Annotated in this window: 16 protein-coding genes; 3 read left to right on the plus strand and 13 right to left on the minus strand. The window is 62.0% G+C overall.

The features are described from left to right. Window positions 1-83 precede the first annotated feature (83 nt). The 9 genes from Q0K62_RS04945 to Q0K62_RS04985 form a co-directional block, all read right to left on the minus strand. A complete protein-coding gene (locus Q0K62_RS04945; RefSeq protein ID WP_297316906.1) occupies window positions 84-884 on the minus strand; it encodes an amino acid ABC transporter ATP-binding protein in 801 nt (266 codons plus the stop codon). A 68-nt stretch (window positions 885-952) separates the two neighbouring features. Continuing rightward, complete coding sequence (locus tag Q0K62_RS04950; RefSeq protein WP_297316875.1) at window positions 953-1930, minus strand: amino acid ABC transporter permease; 978 nt, start codon at window positions 1928-1930, stop codon at window positions 953-955. A gap of 171 nt (window positions 1931-2101) precedes the next feature. After that, a complete protein-coding gene (locus Q0K62_RS04955; RefSeq protein ID WP_297316876.1) occupies window positions 2102-3046 on the minus strand; it encodes an ABC transporter substrate-binding protein in 945 nt (314 codons plus the stop codon). Window positions 3047-3536: 490 nt separating this feature from the next. Continuing rightward, window positions 3537-4013 carry an SsrA-binding protein SmpB gene (smpB, locus tag Q0K62_RS04960; RefSeq protein WP_297316877.1) on the minus strand — a complete coding sequence of 159 codons (477 nt, stop codon included), beginning with the start codon at window positions 4011-4013 and terminating at the stop codon, window positions 3537-3539. A 126-nt stretch (window positions 4014-4139) separates the two neighbouring features. Further along, entirely contained in the window at window positions 4140-5540 is a 1401-nt protein-coding gene (locus tag Q0K62_RS04965) for a CHAP domain-containing protein (RefSeq protein ID WP_297316878.1), read from the minus strand. A 98-nt stretch (window positions 5541-5638) separates the two neighbouring features. Beyond that, entirely contained in the window at window positions 5639-6562 is a 924-nt protein-coding gene (gene ftsX, locus Q0K62_RS04970) for a permease-like cell division protein FtsX (RefSeq protein WP_297316879.1), read from the minus strand. Continuing rightward, window positions 6559-8070, minus strand: coding sequence for a cell division ATP-binding protein FtsE (ftsE, locus tag Q0K62_RS04975; RefSeq protein WP_297316907.1), 1512 nt, complete (start codon window positions 8068-8070; stop codon window positions 6559-6561). Before ftsE ends, ftsX begins: the two co-directional genes overlap by 4 nt. A 127-nt stretch (window positions 8071-8197) precedes the next feature. Continuing rightward, the gene (gene prfB / locus Q0K62_RS04980; RefSeq protein WP_297316880.1) at window positions 8198-9337 is read right to left on the minus strand and encodes a peptide chain release factor 2; all 1140 of its coding nucleotides are present in this window, start codon (window positions 9335-9337) and stop codon (window positions 8198-8200) included. 185 nt (window positions 9338-9522) lie between these two features. Further along, window positions 9523-9654, minus strand: a complete 132-nt coding sequence (locus Q0K62_RS04985) for a hypothetical protein (protein WP_297316881.1) — start codon at window positions 9652-9654, stop codon at window positions 9523-9525. A 128-nt stretch (window positions 9655-9782) separates the two neighbouring features. Here Q0K62_RS04985 and dapD point away from each other — a divergent pair, with 128 nt between their 5' ends. Further along, window positions 9783-10778: a 2,3,4,5-tetrahydropyridine-2,6-dicarboxylate N-succinyltransferase gene (dapD, locus tag Q0K62_RS04990; RefSeq protein ID WP_297316882.1), complete on the plus strand. Its 996-nt coding sequence runs from the start codon at window positions 9783-9785 to the stop codon at window positions 10776-10778. A 142-nt stretch (window positions 10779-10920) separates the two neighbouring features. On the opposite strand, the gene Q0K62_RS04995 is transcribed toward dapD, so the two are convergent. From Q0K62_RS04995 to Q0K62_RS05005, 3 genes are all read right to left on the minus strand, one after another. Beyond that, window positions 10921-12213, minus strand: coding sequence for a citrate synthase (locus Q0K62_RS04995; protein ID WP_297316883.1), 1293 nt, complete (start codon window positions 12211-12213; stop codon window positions 10921-10923). Window positions 12214-12406: 193 nt separating this feature from the next. Continuing rightward, window positions 12407-13183: a type I methionyl aminopeptidase gene (map, locus tag Q0K62_RS05000; protein ID WP_297316884.1), complete on the minus strand. Its 777-nt coding sequence runs from the start codon at window positions 13181-13183 to the stop codon at window positions 12407-12409. Window positions 13184-13321: 138 nt separating this feature from the next. Then, window positions 13322-13990 carry a DUF308 domain-containing protein gene (locus Q0K62_RS05005; RefSeq protein ID WP_297316885.1) on the minus strand — a complete coding sequence of 223 codons (669 nt, stop codon included), beginning with the start codon at window positions 13988-13990 and terminating at the stop codon, window positions 13322-13324. 201 nt (window positions 13991-14191) lie between these two features. Between Q0K62_RS05005 and Q0K62_RS05010 the strand changes: the two genes are divergently transcribed. Then, the gene (locus Q0K62_RS05010) at window positions 14192-16285 is read left to right on the plus strand and encodes a M13-type metalloendopeptidase (RefSeq protein WP_297316886.1); all 2094 of its coding nucleotides are present in this window, start codon (window positions 14192-14194) and stop codon (window positions 16283-16285) included. 71 nt (window positions 16286-16356) lie between these two features. Here Q0K62_RS05010 and Q0K62_RS05015 read toward each other — a convergent pair whose 3' ends face one another. Beyond that, window positions 16357-16917, minus strand: coding sequence for a single-stranded DNA-binding protein (locus Q0K62_RS05015; protein ID WP_297316887.1), 561 nt, complete (start codon window positions 16915-16917; stop codon window positions 16357-16359). 297 nt (window positions 16918-17214) lie between these two features. Between Q0K62_RS05015 and Q0K62_RS05020 the strand changes: the two genes are divergently transcribed. Beyond that, entirely contained in the window at window positions 17215-18069 is an 855-nt protein-coding gene (locus tag Q0K62_RS05020) for an exodeoxyribonuclease III (protein ID WP_297316888.1), read from the plus strand. Window positions 18070-18104 lie beyond the last annotated feature (35 nt).

Raw genomic sequence — 18104 nt, forward strand, 5'->3', positions numbered from 1 at the left:
AGACATTATCTACAAGACCACGACCGGACCGGCTTGTAACCAGTACGGGCACCACGGAAGGCCCTTACCCGGCTTGGTTGCCTTTACAGGACGGTATCGAGAAACCCCCTGAAACGATCGGTGGTGGGGTGGTCGATGATCTTGGGACCACCCTGCTCGACGACCACACCCTCATCCATGAAGACGATCTGCTCGGCCACCTCACGGGCGAACCCCATCTCGTGGGTGACCACGACCATGGTCATGCCCTGGCCGGCGACCTGACGCATGACGCCAAGGACATCCCCGACCAGCTCCGGATCCAAGGCGCTGGTGGGCTCGTCGAAGAGCATGATGTCGGGGTGCATGGCCAGGGCCCGGGCGATGGCCACCCGCTGCTGCTGTCCACCGGAAAGCTGGGAGGGATAATAATCCATCCGGTCACCCAGGCCGACCCGTTCCAGCTGGGCCTGGGCCTCCTCCCTGGCCTTGGCCTTGGGCACCCGGCCGACATGGACCGGTGCCTCCATGACGTTCTCGAGGGCGGTCATATGGGGGAAGAGGTTGAACCGCTGGAAGACCATGCCGATCCTGGCCCGCTGACGGGCGATGGCCTTCTCATCCAGGGTCTGCAGGACCGCGCCATGAGAGGTCTCCACCTGCCTGTACCCGGTCAGTTCCCCATTGACGTAGATCTCCCCGGCAGTCCTGGTCTCCAGCTGGTTGATCAGGCGCAGAAGGGTGGACTTGCCCGAACCGGACGGTCCCAGGATGGCGGTCACCGTGCCCGGCATGACCTCCAGACTGATCCCCTTGAGGACATGCAGGTCACCAAAGACCTTGTGCACATCCCTGATGATGATGGCCGGTCTGGAGGAGCCCGACTGCTGCCTGACCTCGCCCAGGTCCCTCTTCACGCCCGGTCCTCCCGCTTCCTCTGCGCCAGTGTTCATGTTCGGTTTCGCTCCCCTGCTCATGCGTTCAACCCCGCCATCAGGACCTGGTTGACCTTATCGACATCCTGCTTGGACTGGGTCTTGTCGCTCTCGCCATCAGAACCCTGTGAGGACTTGCTCACCAAGGGTCGCGAATCGAATCCCTTGCCATAGTGCTTTTCGAGCTGGGCCTGGATGACCATGAGGATGGAGGTGATGACCAGATACCAGATGCAGGCCACGATCAGAAGTGGAATGGTCTTGTAGATGCGGTTGGCGATGGCGTTGGTGGCGAACTGCAGCTCCAGGGTGAAGGGAACGGCCAGGGCCAGGGAGGTGGTCTTGAGCATGCCGATGGTCTCGTTGCCGGTGGGCGGCACGATGATGCGCATGGCCTGGGGCAGGACGATTCTCCGCATGATCATCGAGGGGGGCATGCCCAGGGCCTTGGCGGCCTCGCTCTGACCCGGATCGACGGCCTCGATCCCGGCACGGACGATCTCGGAAAGGTAGGCGGCCTCGTTGAGTCCAAGACCCAGAACCGTGGCCACGGTGGCGTTCAGCAGGGTCTTGGTGTCGATGCTCCAGAACTCCGGTCCGAAGGGGATGCCTATGGCCAGCTTGGGAATCAGGACCGAGAGCAAGCCCCAGAAGACAAGCTGGGTGTATACGGGCGTGCCGCGGAAGAACCAGATGAAGAACCAGCTGACCCAACGCAGGACCGGGTTGGACGACTTGCGCATGACTGCCAGGATGATGGCCAGGACCGTGGCCAGAACCATGGCATAGACGGTCAGGAGGAGGGTCCACTTGATGCCGTCCAGGACGTGCTCATTGAAGAGATACTTCCAGACGGTGGGCCAATCGAAGTTGGGATTGGTCACCATGCCGTGGATCAGCATGGCCACGAAGACGGCCACGATGACGGCAGCCACGATCGGCCCCGGCTTGCGCACCGGTCTGGCCTGTATCCTGCCGGGGATATGAACCGAATCCGTCCCCTTCTTGGTATGCATCTCCTGCTTCCTTCCGATTCGCTGGCATGTAATCAGGTCCAGCCTACCGCCCCGTGTCACCGGGTTCTCGGCCGCCCCTTGCCCTCGAAGGTCCGGCCTTGGTTGCTTTGAACCTACGGCCGGACCGCTTGCCTGTATCGGGGCCAGTCAGGACCGTCCCCTGGTTGTCTCTCAGTCGGCGACCGCCGGGTTGATCTCCGCCTTGTCGATGGCACCGCTCTGCACGCCCCAGTTCTTGAGGATCTTGGCATAGGTGCCATCGTCGATCAGCTTCTGCAGGGCTGCCTGGGTGGCCTCGGCCATACCGCTCCCCTTCTTCAGGGCAGCCCCCTGAAGGACGATATCGGTGTCCTTGCCCAGCTGCTCCAGCTGGCCCCCGGTCTGCTTGATGGCGTACCCGGTCACCTGGGAGTCCGCATAGAGGACATCGATCTTACCGTTGACCACCGCCGTGGCGGCATCGGTCTGCTGCTTGTAGGACTGAACATCCACGGGCTTCTTGCCCTTGGCCTTGCACTCGGCCGAGATCTTGTCGCTGGCCTGCTGCTCCTCGATGGTGCCTGTCTGCACACCGACCTTGACCCCGCAGATGTCATCGGGATCGATCTTGGAGGGGTTGCCCTTCTTGACGGCGAAAGCGGTACCGGCCTTGAAGGTGGTGACGAAATCGACCGACTGCATCCGTTCCTTGGTGATGGTGAAGCTGGAGATGCCCGCATCGTACTTGCTCCCGATGGCGGGGATGATGGTGTCGAAGGAGGCGCTGACCATATTGCCCTTGAGTCCCATGACCTTGGCGATGGCATTGGACAGATCCACGTCGTATCCGATGGGGGTCTTCCCGTCCTCGTCCATGAACTCACCGGGGGCGTAGGAGGTCTCCATGCCGACGGTCAGCTTTCCTCCCTTGGCCACCGACTCGGGCACCTTGGCCGCAATGGCGGGGTCCTTCTTGATGCCGCTCACATCGAAGGCCGCGGGGTGGGAACTGCCTTCGGACTTGCCCCCCTGGCTGGCCTTGTCCGCTCCGTCCGTTGTACCGCATGCGCCGACCGCTGCCAGAAGGACCACACTCAGTGCGGCTGCCGCCGCCGTCTTCATCTTCCCCATCATCATTCAGCTCCATCTCCAGAGACCGCCCTCGTACAACGGCCTCCACGACTTTTCTTGATTGGTATGTACTATTATGCACTCTTTTGTATTTTTATGCAGTTATGCATGTCCGCTACCTGGCGGCCCCATTCGGAAGGGTCCACATTCTCCTTGTGATTGCAATGGTTATCGATGTCGGTAATCAGCCAACCACCATGAAGAACTCGGGCGTGTCGTTATGCATAAAACATATCCCGCATTCACGATTGTTGGAGACAATCCAATTGATCGAACTCCGATCCGTCAGGGCGGTGATACCAATCGAAGATGGTTCGGTTGCGCTGTTCCCCTGGTGGTGGGACCCAACCCGCCCACCACCACAACCAGGCGGGCTGCGGCAACAACCCACCACCCCATAACCATGGCCGGACTGCACTACCGGGAGGGGGGGGGGACGGGTGAAAGCGGAGGCAGACCAGGCCTTGGACCCCGGGCAAGACCCGGCTTCACCCCGTCAGCGGCGTCTGTTCTTATAGCGCATGGCCCGCAGGGCCTCACGTTTGTCCTGCTCCTCGCGCAGGGTCTGGCGCTTGTCGTACTCGCGCTTCCCCTTGGCCACGGCTATCTCGACCTTGACCCTGCCGTCCTTGAAGTACAGGCTGAGGGGAACGATGGTGTAGCCCTTGGCCTGAATCTGGCGCTCCAGGTGAACGATCTGCCGGGAGTGGAGCAGGAGCTTCCTCTTGCGCTTGGGGGCGTGGTTGTTCCAGGTTCCATTCAGGTATTCGGGTATGTTCGCATTCTCCAGCCAGACCTCATGGTGCCTGTCGATGCTGACGAAGGCCTCGACCAGGGAGGCCCTCCCCTCACGCAGGGATTTGACCTCGGTCCCGGTCAGGGCGATGCCGGCCTCAACCCTGTCTTCGATCTGGTAATCGTGACGGGCCCGCCTGTTCTGGGCAATCAAAGTCGTTCCGGTCTCCTTGGCCATGGCATCCCCCTTTCATCCGGGTCATCCTTCCGGGTTGTGCTGCACCGACGATAGCACACAGGCACCGTCCGTCAAGGATGGCGCCTGTGTCGAAGCCGGATCCCGGTCTCGAACCGGGACCGCGAATCAGTAGTGCACGTACTGGTAGTTGCCTGCCCCGTAGACCGTCTCGTAGGCCGGGAAGGAGGCGAAGCCGGTGCCACCCTCGGAAATCAGCACCGAACCGTCCGAATTGACACGTTCAACGACAGCCACGTGCCCATAGGTCCAATCGGCATTCCAGTACCCCACGCGCTGCCCCCGGGCGAAGACCATGGCGGCACCCACGTGCGGGGTGTTGTTGACCAGGTAACCCAGACTACGCCCGGTGTTCGCCCAATCGGCTCCATTGCCCATGTAGGATCCGACAGGCAGACTCAACTGCGAGCGACGGATGTAGGCCCAGAGTGTGCACTGACGTGCCGGATATGCAGCACCACCGACGGAGTTACCGGTGGGATGGCCGTAGCAGAAACCGGAGCCCTCGGGGCAATTGCCGGGAACGCCATAGTTCATGCCGCTGGCTCCACCACCGTTGCCGCCACCACCGCCACCACTGGGCGGAGTCACCGGACCTGATGGCGGCGCGCCGCCGCCACCGGTCTGCTGGGAGCCGCCGGATGAAGGATCGACGGTGCCGCCCCCACCGGGCTGGTTCAGGGACTGAATCATCGATTCGGTGGCCACGATGTCGGCCGCTTCACGGGCGGCCTGGGTGGTAAGAGAGCTCTTCTGACTCTCCAGACTGGCCCGGGCCTGGGCACCCTGGTCGCGCAGGGCCTGGAGACTGTCCTGCTTGGCCTGGGCCTGGGCCGCGGCCTGCTGGGCATCAGCGGCCTGCTGGTCCGCCTTGGTCTTCAGACTGGTGATCTGCTTCTCGATGGCTTCCAGGCGCTGTTTGCGATTCATCGATGAGTTCAGGGTGTTGGCCGCATCGTTGGCGGTGTTGGCCTCGGATCTGGTCACTGCCGCATCGGACTGCATCTTGTCGACGAAGTCCTGGGTGCTGGACGACTTGGTCACGATGTCCATGACCTGGGAGGCATCAGACCCGTGGAACCCCTTACGGGCCATCTGGGCCACGCCGTCCTTGGCATCGTCGTAGTCGATGCCGGTCTGCTTGATCTTCTCCTCCAGGTCGGCCTTGTCGCGCTTGGCCGCCTCCAGGCGGTCATTGGTGGCCTGGGCCAGGCTATTGGCCTGCTCCGCATTCTGCTGGGCTTCCTGGGCATCCTTCTGAGCTGTGGGAATCTGGTTGGAGTTCAGATCGTCCAGGCTGAGAATCTGGTTTGCCAGATCGGCATCCACCCCGGCCAGCTTGCCCTTCAGGGCCTCATTGTTCTGCACCTTCTGCTGAAGATCATACCAGGTCGGAGCGGCCTGGGCCTGAGGCACCTTATCGACGTACCCGAAAGCCAAGGTTCCCACCAGGGTTGTCAGGGTCAGCACGAGGCCAAGCGCAGCGTTCGTCCGTTTCGTACGCTTCATGTTCATGGCCTTTCATTCACTTCCAAATGGACTGTAGTCATTATGACAGATTTCGCTTCCTGGTTGCCGATTTCGGAGCACCCTCATTACATCACCTCTCAAGCCTTGAGATACCTGCGCAGGGAGATGGAGGATGCCAGGGCGGAGAGGACCATGGCACCCAGGATCAGGGCCGGTGCCATGACCAGGACCGTCGTCTGATTGATGTAAGGCATCCACTGCACGGTCTTGGCCAGCCAATCGGTGATGAAGAGTTTGACGATGGCGCTCAGGGCCCCCACAGCGAGGAGGGAACCCAGGAAGGAGGCCACGACGCCCTCCAGGATGAAGGGGAGGCGGATGGTCCAGTTCGAGGCACCCACCAGACGCATGATCTCCGTCTCGTTCTTTCTGGAGGCGGCGCTCATCCTGATGGTGGTACCCGTCAGGAGGATGGCCACCACCACCATGACCACGGCCAGGACCAGGGTGACCACGGTCGCCCTGTTCAGAATCTTGAAGACGGGATCGAAGATCTGCCGCTGATCGGAAACCTCCTCGACCCCGTCCCTTCCACTCAAGACCTCGGTGACCACCTGGTACTTGGTGGGGTCCTTGAGTTTCAGACGGAGGGAATCCTGCATGTCGGCGGCGGTCAGGGTACGCCCCTCATAGGTCCCGTTGGGGTACTGCTTGAGGAAGGTGCCCTTGAAAAAGTCCTCACGGCTCTGGTAGGTGATCTTGGCCACCGAATCCCTGAGTTCGTTGTGGATCGTGGATTCCAGTTTGACGATCTCGTCCTTGGTGGGGGCCTTGCCGGTGGCGCATGAGGTGGCCTGGCTGGTGCCGTCCGGGCAGAGCCAGACGACCACCTCCACCTGGTCGTACCAGTCCCCCTTGGCCTTGGTTATCTGGGCCTGCATCAGACCCGATGCCCCGATGAAGAGGAAGGATATGAAAGTGACCAGCATGACGGAGAGGATCATGGACCCGTTCCGGCGGAGATTATCCCAGGTGCTGGAAAGAATGAACCGCAGTCTCATCGCCTATCGTCCTCCTGAACGCTCTCCTTGGCCGCCCCTCCCCGCACAGGCGGAGTCGGAGGGGCCGGCGGGGCCTGGGCGGGGGCCTTGTCCGCCCGATATGAAGACTGCACCTTTTGGCCGTTTGCCTGGGCCGGGTTTCCTGTTGGCCGTTCCGAAGCATCGGCCGACCGACCGGCCTGAACCGGGGGCTCAACCGCCCGGGCCGGAACCTGACCACCTTGCGCGGAAGACTGTCCGGCCCGGTGCCGGGCACTGCCGGCCGCTCCCGTCTGCGCCGAGGAGGGCTTGAAACGGTCATACCCGGCATCGGCATCCGCACCGACCCGGGAAGGACCGGACTCCGGCGTCTCGGTGGCGGCCTGACCGGCCCCGACATCGGACTCCTGGGGGCCTTCAACCTCACTATCAGTCTGGTCGGCCTCCTGCTGCGACCCGGAAGCCTGGTCTGCGGCCCTGTTCCTTCCGGCCTCTTCCAGATTCTTGATTCCCTTGCCCCAGGTGAGGGTGGTCTCAACGGGGGTGAAGACCTCACCGTACCGGCCGGTTCGACCGGAATGGACCGAATTGGCCAAGCGGGCTATTCCCTCGTCCCCATACTGGGAATCGTGAATGGCCTCGGCCACTGCCTCGACCACCTCGACAGCCCCCTTGGTCCCGTCGCTGATGGCCTTGTTCCTGGAGGCCTCAATCGTGGTCACACGGATCTTGGGCCTGGGGGCATCGCCCTGCTGGGCCTGGTCAAGGGCATCCCCGTCCCCGGGGTCGCGGATGGCGTGATGGGCCTTGGCCTCCACCTCGGCATCGGGGAAGAACTTGGAGGAGTCGTAGGAACCGTGTTCCTGGTCACGCATGATCTTACCGGTGTGGAGCTCCACCACCCGCTTGCGCATGGAGTTGACGATCTCCTCGTTGTGGGTGGCCATGACCACCGTTGTCCCGGTGCGGTTGATGGCGTCAAGGACCTCCATGATGCCCAGGGATGTGGTCGGGTCCAGATTGCCTGTGGGCTCGTCGGCCAGGAGAATCTGCGGATGGTTCACATAGGCTCGGGCCAGGGCCACACGCTGGGCCTCGCCGCCGGAAAGCTCGTGGGGATAGTTGTCTTCCTTGCCGGTCAGGCCCACCGTCTTCAGAACCTGGGGGACCAGGGTCTTGATGGTGGAACGGCGGGCTCCGATGACCTCCAGGGTGAAGGCCACGTTCTGCCAGACCGTCTTGTTGGTCAGCAGCTTGTAATCCTGGAAGACGAAGCCGATGGAGCGTCGGTAGCCGGGGACCTCGCTGTCGCGCAACCTGCGCAGGTCGTTGCCCGCCACACGAATCTCACCCTCGGTGGCCTCCTCCTCGTGCAGGAGCAGACGGAGCAAAGTGGTCTTGCCAGAGCCGCTGGCCCCCACCAGGAAGACGAAATCCCCCCGGTCGATGGCCAGGCTGATGTTGTCCAGGGCAGGGCGGGACCCCTTCGGGTAGATCTTGGTCACGCCCTTGAGTGAAATCAGCGCCATGGACCCTCCGTTCATCGGTAACCTCACCGACATTAGCAACAAATACGACCTTACTCACCCTCACCACACCCCGACAGGTCAGAAGGCCGAAATCATGGCATCATCTCCACGCCAGCAGACCGTAGAGTCACTTTCCGGCCGCTTCGCGCTCCTCCTGTTGTTCGCGACGCTGCTGGTGGCGCCAGCGGATGCCGGCCTCTATGAAGGCGTCGATGTTCCCGTCGAAGACCCCCTGGGTATCGGATGTCTCATGACCCGTACGCAGATCCTTGACCATCTGATAGGGGTGGAGCACATAGGAGCGCATCTGGTCACCCCAGCTGGCCTTGATATCGCCGGCCAGCTCCTTCTTCTTCTTGGCCTCCTCTTCATGGCGCAGGACCAGGAGTCGGGACTGGAGGACAGCCATGGCGGCCGCCCTGTTCTGGATCTGACTGCGTTCATCCTGCATGGTGACCACGATGTTGGTGGGCAGATGGGTGATGCGGACGGCCGAATAGGTGGTGTTGACACCCTGCCCACCAGGGCCGGACGAGCAGTAGGTATCCACGCGGATGTCCGAATCGGGGATGTCGATGTGGTCCGTGGGCTCCACCAGGGGGATGACCTCGACCGCCGCGAAGGAGGTCTGCCTGCGGCCCTGGTTGTCGAAGGGGGAGATACGGACCAGGCGGTGGGTGCCGCCCTCGACCGAAAGCCTGCCGTAGGCATAGGGGGCGTCCACCTGGAAGGTGGCCGACTTGATACCGGCCTCCTCGGCATAGGAGGTGTCCAGAACCTTGGTCTTGAAGCCGTGGCGCTCCGCCCACCGCATGTACATGCGCAGGAGCATCTGGGCCCAGTCGGCCGCATCCACACCGCCGGCCCCGGACCGGATGGTCACCACGGCCGCACGCTCGTCGTACTCGCCGTCCAGGAGGGTCTGGATCTCCATGTCGGCCAGGTCGGAATTCAGGGACTCGACCTCCTTGCGGGCCTCGGCCATGGTGTCCTGGTCATCCTCCTCGCGCCCCAGTTCTTCCAGGGTCTCCACGTCATCCAGCCTGCTGGAGGCGGACTCCAGGTGCTTGAGCTGGGACTGGAGGGAAGAGAGCTTGCTGGTCACCTTCTGGGCGTTCTCCTGATCGTCCCAGAGACCCGGGGCGCTGGCCTCCTTCTCCAGGTCGGCTATCCGCGAGCGCAGACCTTCCGGGTCCAGCGCCTTGGCGATCATCTCGTACTTGGCCCGGGCCTGTGCAAGAGCCTGGGAAAAATCAACTTCTGCCATCTTGTTTCACCATTCCATACGCCGGCCTCGAAACCTGCCGGACTGCATACGCACACATCTGTCTGTATTCCTCGAATGACGGTCATACCAACCGCTCGTTCACCTGTAGGGGTTCAGCATCCTCCCGGATTCCCACACTCACCGGCTGTCGGCCACGGACGAGGACCGGCACCGCAGGGCCAACGTCAAAGCCCACTGAAGATGGCGGGGACAATCAGACTGCCCAGGAGGGCGACAGCGATGACAAGGCAGACCACCCGGGCCACATTCCTACGCCTACGCTCACGACGCTCGCGTTCATCACTGTAATCACTCACAGGGCAATATCCTAGCCATGCCCGGTCCCAACCACCAAGACCGGACGAAGCCCCGCCCCTAACCTGTTCTATTCTGATTGGAAGCGGAAGGACCAAGCGGCCCACCCGGACGATAGGAAGGAGTCGAGATGACAAGTGCAGGTACAGGATGGGGCTGGGGTCTGGCCAGCATCGACGCCCAGGGCAGGACTCTGGATGTCTGGTATCCTCATGCGGAGATATCGACCCCACCCGGTCCGGCGGACAGGCCGGCACATGGGTTCGATGCCCTGGTGCATGACCAACCCGATGCCCGCGGGGTCCGCAGGCAGCCCGTCTTCACGGTGGCCGACCTTGATGCGCCCATCAGGGATGCGGCCGATGCCTACCTGCGTCTCCACCTGCTCAGCCTGCGTCTGGCCAGACCAAACACGATGAACCTCGACGGGATCTTCGATCATCTGACCAATGCGGTCTGGACCAACTACGGCCCCTTCGCCCCGGAGGACTTCGCCCTGCGCAAGACCGACCTGTTGGGGGCTGCGGGCCGATCCATGCCCGGAATCCCAGTGGTGGACGTGACCGTGCTCAGCATCGACAAACTGCCCAGAATGGTGGACTACGTGATCCCTTCAGGCGTCCGCATCGGCAATGCCGACCGGATCCGCCTGGGCGCCTACCTCTCCCCCGGTACCACGGTCATGCATGAGGGGTTCGTCAACTTCAACGCCGGCACCCTGGGCACCTCCATGATCGAAGGGCGAATCTCCCAGGGGGTCGTGGTGGGAGACGGCTCGGACATCGGCGGCGGGGCCTCCATCATGGGCACCCTGTCGGGCGGCGGCAAGCACAGGGTCTCCATCGGTGAACATTCCCTCCTGGGGGCCAACGCCGGCATCGGCATCTCCCTGGGCGACAACTGTGTGGTGGAGGCCGGACTCTACGTGACCGCCGGAACCAAAATCGTCCTGGGTGCCGACAGCGAAACGGCCAAGTACCTGGGCATCAAGAAGGATACGGTCAAGGGCTCCGAGCTCAGCGGCCGGAATCACCTGCTCTTCATCCGCAACTCCCAGACCGGACAGGTCCAGGTAAGGCTACGGACCAAGGGGATAGAACTGAACGGCAGCCTCCATAAGAACTGACCCCGCCACAACGAGGCCCAGCCGGCATCAGCCGACGAACTCCCGTCGCTCCCACGTGCTATAGAACCCGCAAAAACGGAGTCGGCATGCTGAATCGGCAGAGGCGACCCGGTCCCCTACGGATTCGCTCGGCTGCTTCCCGTCAACGGCGCCGATCGATGGGGGTGAAGGTTCGCTTGCCATGTCCGGTGTAGACCTGCCGGGGCCGTCCGATCTTCGAGGCGGGATCGTTCATCATCTCACGGTACTGGGCGATCCATCCCGGAATACGGCCCAGGGCGAAGAGGGTCGTGAACATCTGAGGGTCGAAACCGATTGCCCGATAGACCAATCCCGTGTAGAAGTCCACGTTGGGGTAGAGGTGCCGGTCTACGAAGTAGTCGTCATGGAGGGCCATGTCCTCCAATTCCAGAGCCACATCGAAGAGGGACCTGTCGGCGGAGCCAAAGTGGTTCACCTCATCTTCCATGATGGCGTAGAGCCATTTCTTGGCGATGGCCGCCCGGGGGTCATAGGACTTGTAGACCCGGTGCCCCAGCCCTGAAATCCTGCCTCCCTCCTTCTTGGTCTCCTCAACATAGGCCCGCACACCCAGGCCGGAATCCCGTATCTCCTCGAGCTGACGGAGCACCTGTTCGTTGGCTCCTCCGTGCAGGGGACCGGAAAGGGCGTTGATGCCGGCCGCCACGGCGGAATAGAGGTTGGCATGGGCCGACCCCGCCACCCGGACGACCGAGGTGGAGCAGTTCTGCTCATGGTCGGCGTGGATGATCAGGAGCTTGTCAAGCGCCTGGACCATGAGCGGATTGGCCTGGTATGGCTCATAAGGAATGGCGAAGCTCATCCTCAAAAAGTCCTCCACATAGCCCCTGGTCTCGTCAGGGTAGAGCAGCGGTTCGTTCCTGCGGCGTCGGTGAATCAGGGAGACGACGGTACGAACCTTGGCCATGATGATGGCGCAGGCCTCGTCGAACTGGTCGGGGTCGCCGAACTCACAGGTGTCAGGGTGGAAAGTGGCCAGGGCGTTGACTGCCGAGGCCAGGACGCTCATCGGGTGGGCGCCCCTGGGGAAGGACGAGAGGAGGTTGCGGAAGTCCTCCCCCACGAAGGTGTGGTGGAGGATCCGTTCACGGAAGTCATCGTACTGCCTCTGGTCGGGCAGGTCCCCATGAATCAGGAGCCAGGCCACCTCCAGGAAGTTCGAACCCTGGCAGAGTTCCTCGATCGGATACCCCCGGTAGCGGAGGATGGACCGGCTGCCGTCAATGAAGGTGATGGCCGACTCGCACTGGGCGGTGGTCAGGAAACCTGGGTCCAGCGTGACCCATCCGTCGTTGCGCAGGGAGGAGACCAGGATGCCGTCGGGCCCCTGGGTGGACTTGACCAGCGGAAGATCGAACTCTGTGGCATCGACAACCAACCGTGCTGTTGTCATCCGACACCTCCATCTGTACCTGACGGACCGTCCGGCCAGTACGGTCACCAGGGTCGTGAGACGATGGAGCATCCCGATACCGGCGCGGAATTGCGGTCAGACTACCAGACGAAATCGTTCCTTCCGTTACCGGAAGATGATGTCAAATCACCCTGTAAACACCGGGGTTACATGCGCAGGGAACCTGCACGGATCAATCCCGCCGGGTCAGGATGACCGGTCCGTTCTCGGTGATGGCGATGGTGTGCTCGCTGTGGGCACCACGGGAGCCGTCGGACGATCGCAGGGTCCAGCCGTCCTTGGGATCCTGGAAGATCTCGTCCGTGGTGGCCAGGAACCAGGGTTCGATGGCGATGACCAGGCCAGGACGGAGCTTGTATCCATGGTGGGGAGTGCCGTCATTGGGAACATGCGGATCGCCGTGCATGATCCGACCGACGCCATGACCGCCGAATTCCAGATTGACGCTGTAGCCGTTACGGTGGGCCACCTCACCCACTGCGGCGGAGATGTCTCCCAGACGGTTGCCGGGATAGGCCTGGGCGATACCGGCCGCCAGGGCATCCTCCGTGGTCTTGATCAGACGCAGATCCTCGGGATCGGCATCGTCTCCCACTACGAAGCTGATGGCCGAATCACCGACCCACCCGTCCACGTTGATGGCCAGGTCCAGGGAGAGCAGGTCGCCGTCCTTAAGGTCATAGTCGAAGGGGACCCCGTGCAGGACCGCATCATTGACCGACAAGCAGATGTAATGGGCGAAGGGGCCGGTGCCGAAGTCCGGCGCATAGTCCACATAACAGGACGTGGCCCCCTTGCGGGACTGAATCTGCTGCTTGACATAGTCGTCAAGATCGAGGAGGTTGACCCCGGGTTTGCTCATGGCCTCGAGCTCTTTGAGGATGCGACCGACGAACCTGCCCGCCGGCTTCATCTCCTCTATCTCCTGCTTGGTCTTCAACTCGATCATGCCTGTTCCGTCCTTTCAGATTCTCCGCGTATCCCCAGCGGCTGCACCATGCGTCGGTTTGGCGTTCAGCCGGATGCACGGCCTCACCCAGGTTCTGGTATCAGTCTTATCCGGTAATCAGGACCGACAATCCCCAGATCAGCGCCTGCCGAAGGAGAAAGCCCTGATGATGGAGACGATGCCCAGAACCAGAAGGGCGCATCCACTGAAGATGACCAGGAAGATGACCGAACCCAGAGGGTAGATCATGACGCAGATACCGGCCAGGATCGACACAACGCCGGAGAAGATGGTCCAGCCCGAATGCGGCAGCCCCCAGGAGGCCACCAGGCTCATGATCCCCTCCATGATCCAGGCGATGCCGACAATCATGGTGACAAGAATGGTCAGGGCCGAAGCGGACAGGGCCGTGTTCCTGACAATGACGATGCCACCGATGGCAATCAGGGCACCGAAGAGAACACCCAGAACGCGCCATCCGGCCGGCAATCCCTGTGCCACGATGGAGGTGGCCAACCTGACCACGCCGGAGATGATGAAGTAGATTCCCAGGATGACGGTCAGCACGATCAGGGTCTTATCGGGCCACAGCAGGAGGGCGAGTCCCAGGACGACCGCAAGTGCGCCCATGGTCCCCAAGAGGACGCGGATGGTCTTCACGGTCCCCCCGGCCATACCCTCCACAATCAGTCTGAAGGGATCCATGGTCGGAATGGGGCCACCCTGGGGATTCCCGTTCCCATAGGGGCCCTGGTTCCGCCCTTCCCTGTACCAATCCGGATCTTGACCTTGGTTGGAATCTGACATAGTGCCCCTCTTTCACATGGTGCCGACGGCATCCACATGGGTGCCGCTTCTAATGTTCAGTCTAAACGAGGCCGGGAATTCGACTGTCTTTTTCCTCCCTCCGCTCACCCTGGTCATGACCGGCTTTCTTTGGTTTCCAGCAGGCTCCAGCCCCGTTACCCTGATGGCCCATGTCATCAAAAACGGTTAGGCTTGCTAGGTATGACACACCCAACAGAATCATCCGCCAGGTCCGGTCTGGACCCCGCCTCCTTTTCTTCCGTCATCCGGCCTCAGGACGACCTCTTCCGCTTCGTGAACGGACCCTGGATCGACACCTACGCACTCCCCGAAGACCGCTCCCGGTTCGGGTCCTTCGACAAGTTGGCCGAGGACGCCGAGGGCCAGATCAGGGACATCCTGGAAGATCCGGACAACCCGGCCACCAAATCGACCATCCTCTACCGGAGCTTCCTCGATTCCCGGGCCATCGAAGCGGCCGGCCTGAATCCGATTCGCCCGGACCTGGCGGCCATCGACGCCGTCGAGGACAAGGCGGCCCTGACCTCGCTCCTGGGGCGGCTCAACCCCACAGGCGGCCCCGATCTCTTTGGCATCGCCATCTACGGCGACCCGGGCAACCCCGGCACCAATGTGGCCCACATCGAACAGGCCGGACTGGGTTTACCCGATGAGGCCTACTACCGTGAATCCCACTACCAGCCCGTCCGCCAGGCCTATAAGGAGATGGTCGCCAGACTCCTGAGACTTGCCGGCTACGCACCGGACCAGGACCAGGCGATGGAACAGGCCGACAGAGTCCTGAATCTGGAGACCCGAATCGCCTCCAACCACTGGGACAACGTCTCTACCAGGGATGAGGACAGGACCTACAACCCCACCGACATGCACCAGCTGCAGCAGACCTTGGCCGATTTCGACCTGGCCGCCTGGATCAGGGCCTGGCAGGATGCCTATGATGCCAACCCAGCCGCCGCCGACCAGCCGGTCGACCTGACCGCCGCCCTGACTCACACCATCGTCCACGAACCCTCCTTCCTGAAGGGACTCAACGGATTCTGGAGAGACAGCGACCTGGAGGACCTGAAACTCTGGGCCCGGGTGCACACCCTGATCGAGTGGGCAGGATTCCTGACCGAGGACTTCGACCAGGCCCGCTTCGACTTCTACGGAAAGGTGCTATCGGGTACCACTCAGATGCGCGACCGCTGGAAGCGTGCCGTCTCCCTGGTCAACGGAATAAGTGGTGAAGAGGTGGGACAGGAGTATGTCAGGCGCCACTTCCCACAGTCCAGCAAGGATCATATGGAGGATCTGGTCGGCAACCTGATCGAAGCCTACCGCGTCTCGATCTCCGCCAGCGACTGGCTGGGCGACGAGACCAAGGTCAAGGCCCTGGCCAAGCTCGACAAATTCTCTCCCAAGATCGGATACACCGATAAGTGGCGGGATTACTCGGCCCTGCGGGTTCGTGAAGATGCGGGTCTGGTGAACAACGTCCGCCAGGCCAACCTGTACGAGTCCGGGTACCAGTTCGGCAAGGCCGGCAAGCCAGTCGACAAGGACGAGTGGCTGATGAACCCGCAGACCGTCAACGCCTACTACGAACCGACCCTGAACGTCATTGTCTTCCCTGCCGCCATCCTCCAACCCCCCTTCTTCGATCCCGAAGCCGATGATGCGGCCAACTACGGAGGCATCGGCGCCGTGATCGGACATGAGATCGGACATGGCTTCGACGACCAGGGCAGCAAGTACGACGGAGATGGCAGGCTCAACGACTGGTGGACACCCCAGGACCGTGTCAACTTCGAGGAACGGACCAAGGCCCTGATCGAACAGTACAACGGGTTCGTCCCCCGGCAGCTGGCCGAGAAGTACGCGGACGATCCCGACAAGGCACCTCATGTCAATGGCGCCTTGACCATCGGTGAGAACATCGGTGACCTGGGAGGCGTCAATATCGCCATCAAGGCCTATGCCCTGGCCCTGCAAGACAAGGCCGGCAAGGACATCGACACCAGCGCCCTGGCCATGGATGAGGCCCTGGATCAGGCACCGACCATGGACGGATACACCGGTCTTCAACGCTTCTTCCTGTCCTACGCATCCATCTGGCGGACCAAGAACCGAGACCAGCTGGCCGAGCAGTACCTCCAGATCGACCCCCACTCCCCTGCCGAGTTCCGGACCAATGGTATCGCCAGGAACGTCGATAAGTTCTATGATGCCTTCAGGGTGCAAACCTCGGATGGCATGTGGTTGGATCCGGCGGACAGGGTCCACATCTGGTAGACATGCGCCTCCGGCCGCGGTGCCGCGGCCGGAGGCGCAAAAACCCCTACCGACAACCCATCAAAATGGATTCAGAAGGCATCCGCTGACTGCTCGGATGCCTTCTCCGTATCATCCGTTGGATCCGGAGCCCCTACGTGCTGGTCGGAGGCATCCTCACCCTCGGCATCCGATTCGAGACCTCCGGCCTCTTCGGAATTTCCCCCCGCCCCCGCTTCCGCCTTACCATCCCACGGGTCCCTGAATCCCTGCGAGTCAGGGTCATCAGGTTTGATCCTGATGAAGGATCCCTGCCCCAGATTCAGATCATGGCCCACCCCGTCCGCTTCCAGGACCATGGTGGAGTGCGGCTGCCCACCACTGGTCCATTCCTCGGTCACCAGACCGCCGGACACCATGACCGGGTCCCCCTTATGGAGTGATTGCAGAAGGTTCATGGCCAGGCTCCTGAAGGCCTTGACCGTTATCCATGTTGTAGGCCTTCTGGTCCATACGCCCCTGGCCGTGTCATAGTAGGCCGGCGTTGACCCCAGTCTGAAGGAACACACCGGGGTGGACCCCGGCTGGCCGATCCGTGTGGGGTCCTTTCCCACGAACCCGAACATGAGAACCCTGGATTCATTGGCTGCCATCGGTTACCTCTTTCATCGTGATCGAACATCCTTGTTGAAGGCCACCCGAAGGGACCCTGATCGGGAGAACCGACTGCCAGAGCGGGGGAAGGGGACTTGGCCTCCGTTCCAGGCGTTTCCCATCGAGTGGTGAGGTCCATCATGGGCCAGATGGGCTCAGATTCCCCCCTGCTGACGGGCAATGTGGTCGAACATCGCCCCGAACCCGACCCTGTGCAGGGGAGCCACCTGCTGGCCCGGAGGAGGATAGACTGAAGAAGCAGACAGAGGCATGCCGGCACGGAAGGATCATCACTCATGGTGCACACACTGGTCAGTTGGAACATCGACTCCCTCAACGCCGCCCTCCTGGGCAGCAGCGCCCGCGGATCCCTCTCCCTGAATGTGGTGGATTCAATCAGGGACCTGAACCCCGACGTCCTGGCCATCCAGGAGACCAAACTCAATGACGACCAGAAGAAGACCGACAAGATCCTCAGAGCCCTGATGCAGTACTTCCCTGATTATCAAGAGGTCCATCGCATCTCCGAGCCACCCGCCCGCCGCGGATATGCCGGCACCCTGATGCTGTACCGGAACGATCTGCCCACACCCGAGGTCACCTATCCAAAGATCGGTGCCCCGGACACCATGGATGACGAGGGACGGATGATCACCCTGGAGTTCCCCGACTGCTTCGTCACCACGGTCTACACCCCCAATGCCGGCTCGGGACTGGTACGGCTTGAACCACGCGGACACTGGGATGACTGCTACCGTGCCTACCTGAAGAAGCTGGATGCCAGCAAGCCGGTCCTGGCCTGTGGCGACTTCAACGTGGCCCATGAGGAGATCGACATAGCCAACCCCCGGTCCAACCACCATTCCGCAGGCTTCACCGACCAGGAACGCAACAAGTTCGGTCAGTTGCTGGATGCCGGCTTCACCGACACCTTCCGAAAGGTCCACGGACAGGCGGCGGGATACTTCGATGGCCAACGCAGCGTATACACCTGGTTCGCCCAGCGCGCCCTCACCAGCAAGGCCAACAACTCCGGCTGGAGGATCGACTACTGGCTGACCTCCGATCGCCTGGCCGACAAGGTCACGGTTTCCGAACCCGTTGACACCGGCACGAGAAGGGACCACCTGCCCATCCTGTTGCGAATCTGATCCAGGCAACCGTCATCTGAACCAGCCGGACGAAC

Origin of the sequence: uncultured Bifidobacterium sp. (assembly GCF_945269915.1) — a bacterium.
GTDB classification, from domain to species: Bacteria; Actinomycetota; Actinomycetes; order Actinomycetales; family Bifidobacteriaceae; genus Bombiscardovia; species Bombiscardovia indica.

Excerpts from the sequence above, each read along its gene's own strand:
- Q0K62_RS04950 (WP_297316875.1), bottom strand. The coding sequence starts at position 1,930 with ATGCATACCAAGAAGGGGACGGATTCGGTTCATATCCCCGGCAGGATA.
- Q0K62_RS04955 (WP_297316876.1), bottom strand. The coding sequence starts at position 3,046 with ATGATGATGGGGAAGATGAAGACGGCGGCGGCAGCCGCACTGAGTGTG.
- smpB (WP_297316877.1), bottom strand. The coding sequence starts at position 4,013 with ATGGCCAAGGAGACCGGAACGACTTTGATTGCCCAGAACAGGCGGGCC.
- Q0K62_RS04965 (WP_297316878.1), bottom strand. The coding sequence starts at position 5,540 with ATGAAGCGTACGAAACGGACGAACGCTGCGCTTGGCCTCGTGCTGACC.
- ftsX (WP_297316879.1), bottom strand. The coding sequence starts at position 6,562 with ATGAGACTGCGGTTCATTCTTTCCAGCACCTGGGATAATCTCCGCCGG.
- ftsE (WP_297316907.1), bottom strand. The coding sequence starts at position 8,070 with ATGGCGCTGATTTCACTCAAGGGCGTGACCAAGATCTACCCGAAGGGG.
- prfB (WP_297316880.1), bottom strand. The coding sequence starts at position 9,337 with ATGGCAGAAGTTGATTTTTCCCAGGCTCTTGCACAGGCCCGGGCCAAG.
- dapD (WP_297316882.1), top strand. The coding sequence starts at position 9,783 with ATGACAAGTGCAGGTACAGGATGGGGCTGGGGTCTGGCCAGCATCGAC.
- Q0K62_RS04995 (WP_297316883.1), bottom strand. The coding sequence starts at position 12,213 with ATGACAACAGCACGGTTGGTTGTCGATGCCACAGAGTTCGATCTTCCG.
- map (WP_297316884.1), bottom strand. The coding sequence starts at position 13,183 with ATGATCGAGTTGAAGACCAAGCAGGAGATAGAGGAGATGAAGCCGGCG.
- Q0K62_RS05005 (WP_297316885.1), bottom strand. The coding sequence starts at position 13,990 with ATGTCAGATTCCAACCAAGGTCAAGATCCGGATTGGTACAGGGAAGGG.
- Q0K62_RS05010 (WP_297316886.1), top strand. The coding sequence starts at position 14,192 with ATGACACACCCAACAGAATCATCCGCCAGGTCCGGTCTGGACCCCGCC.
- Q0K62_RS05015 (WP_297316887.1), bottom strand. The coding sequence starts at position 16,917 with ATGGCAGCCAATGAATCCAGGGTTCTCATGTTCGGGTTCGTGGGAAAG.
- Q0K62_RS05020 (WP_297316888.1), top strand. The coding sequence starts at position 17,215 with ATGGTGCACACACTGGTCAGTTGGAACATCGACTCCCTCAACGCCGCC.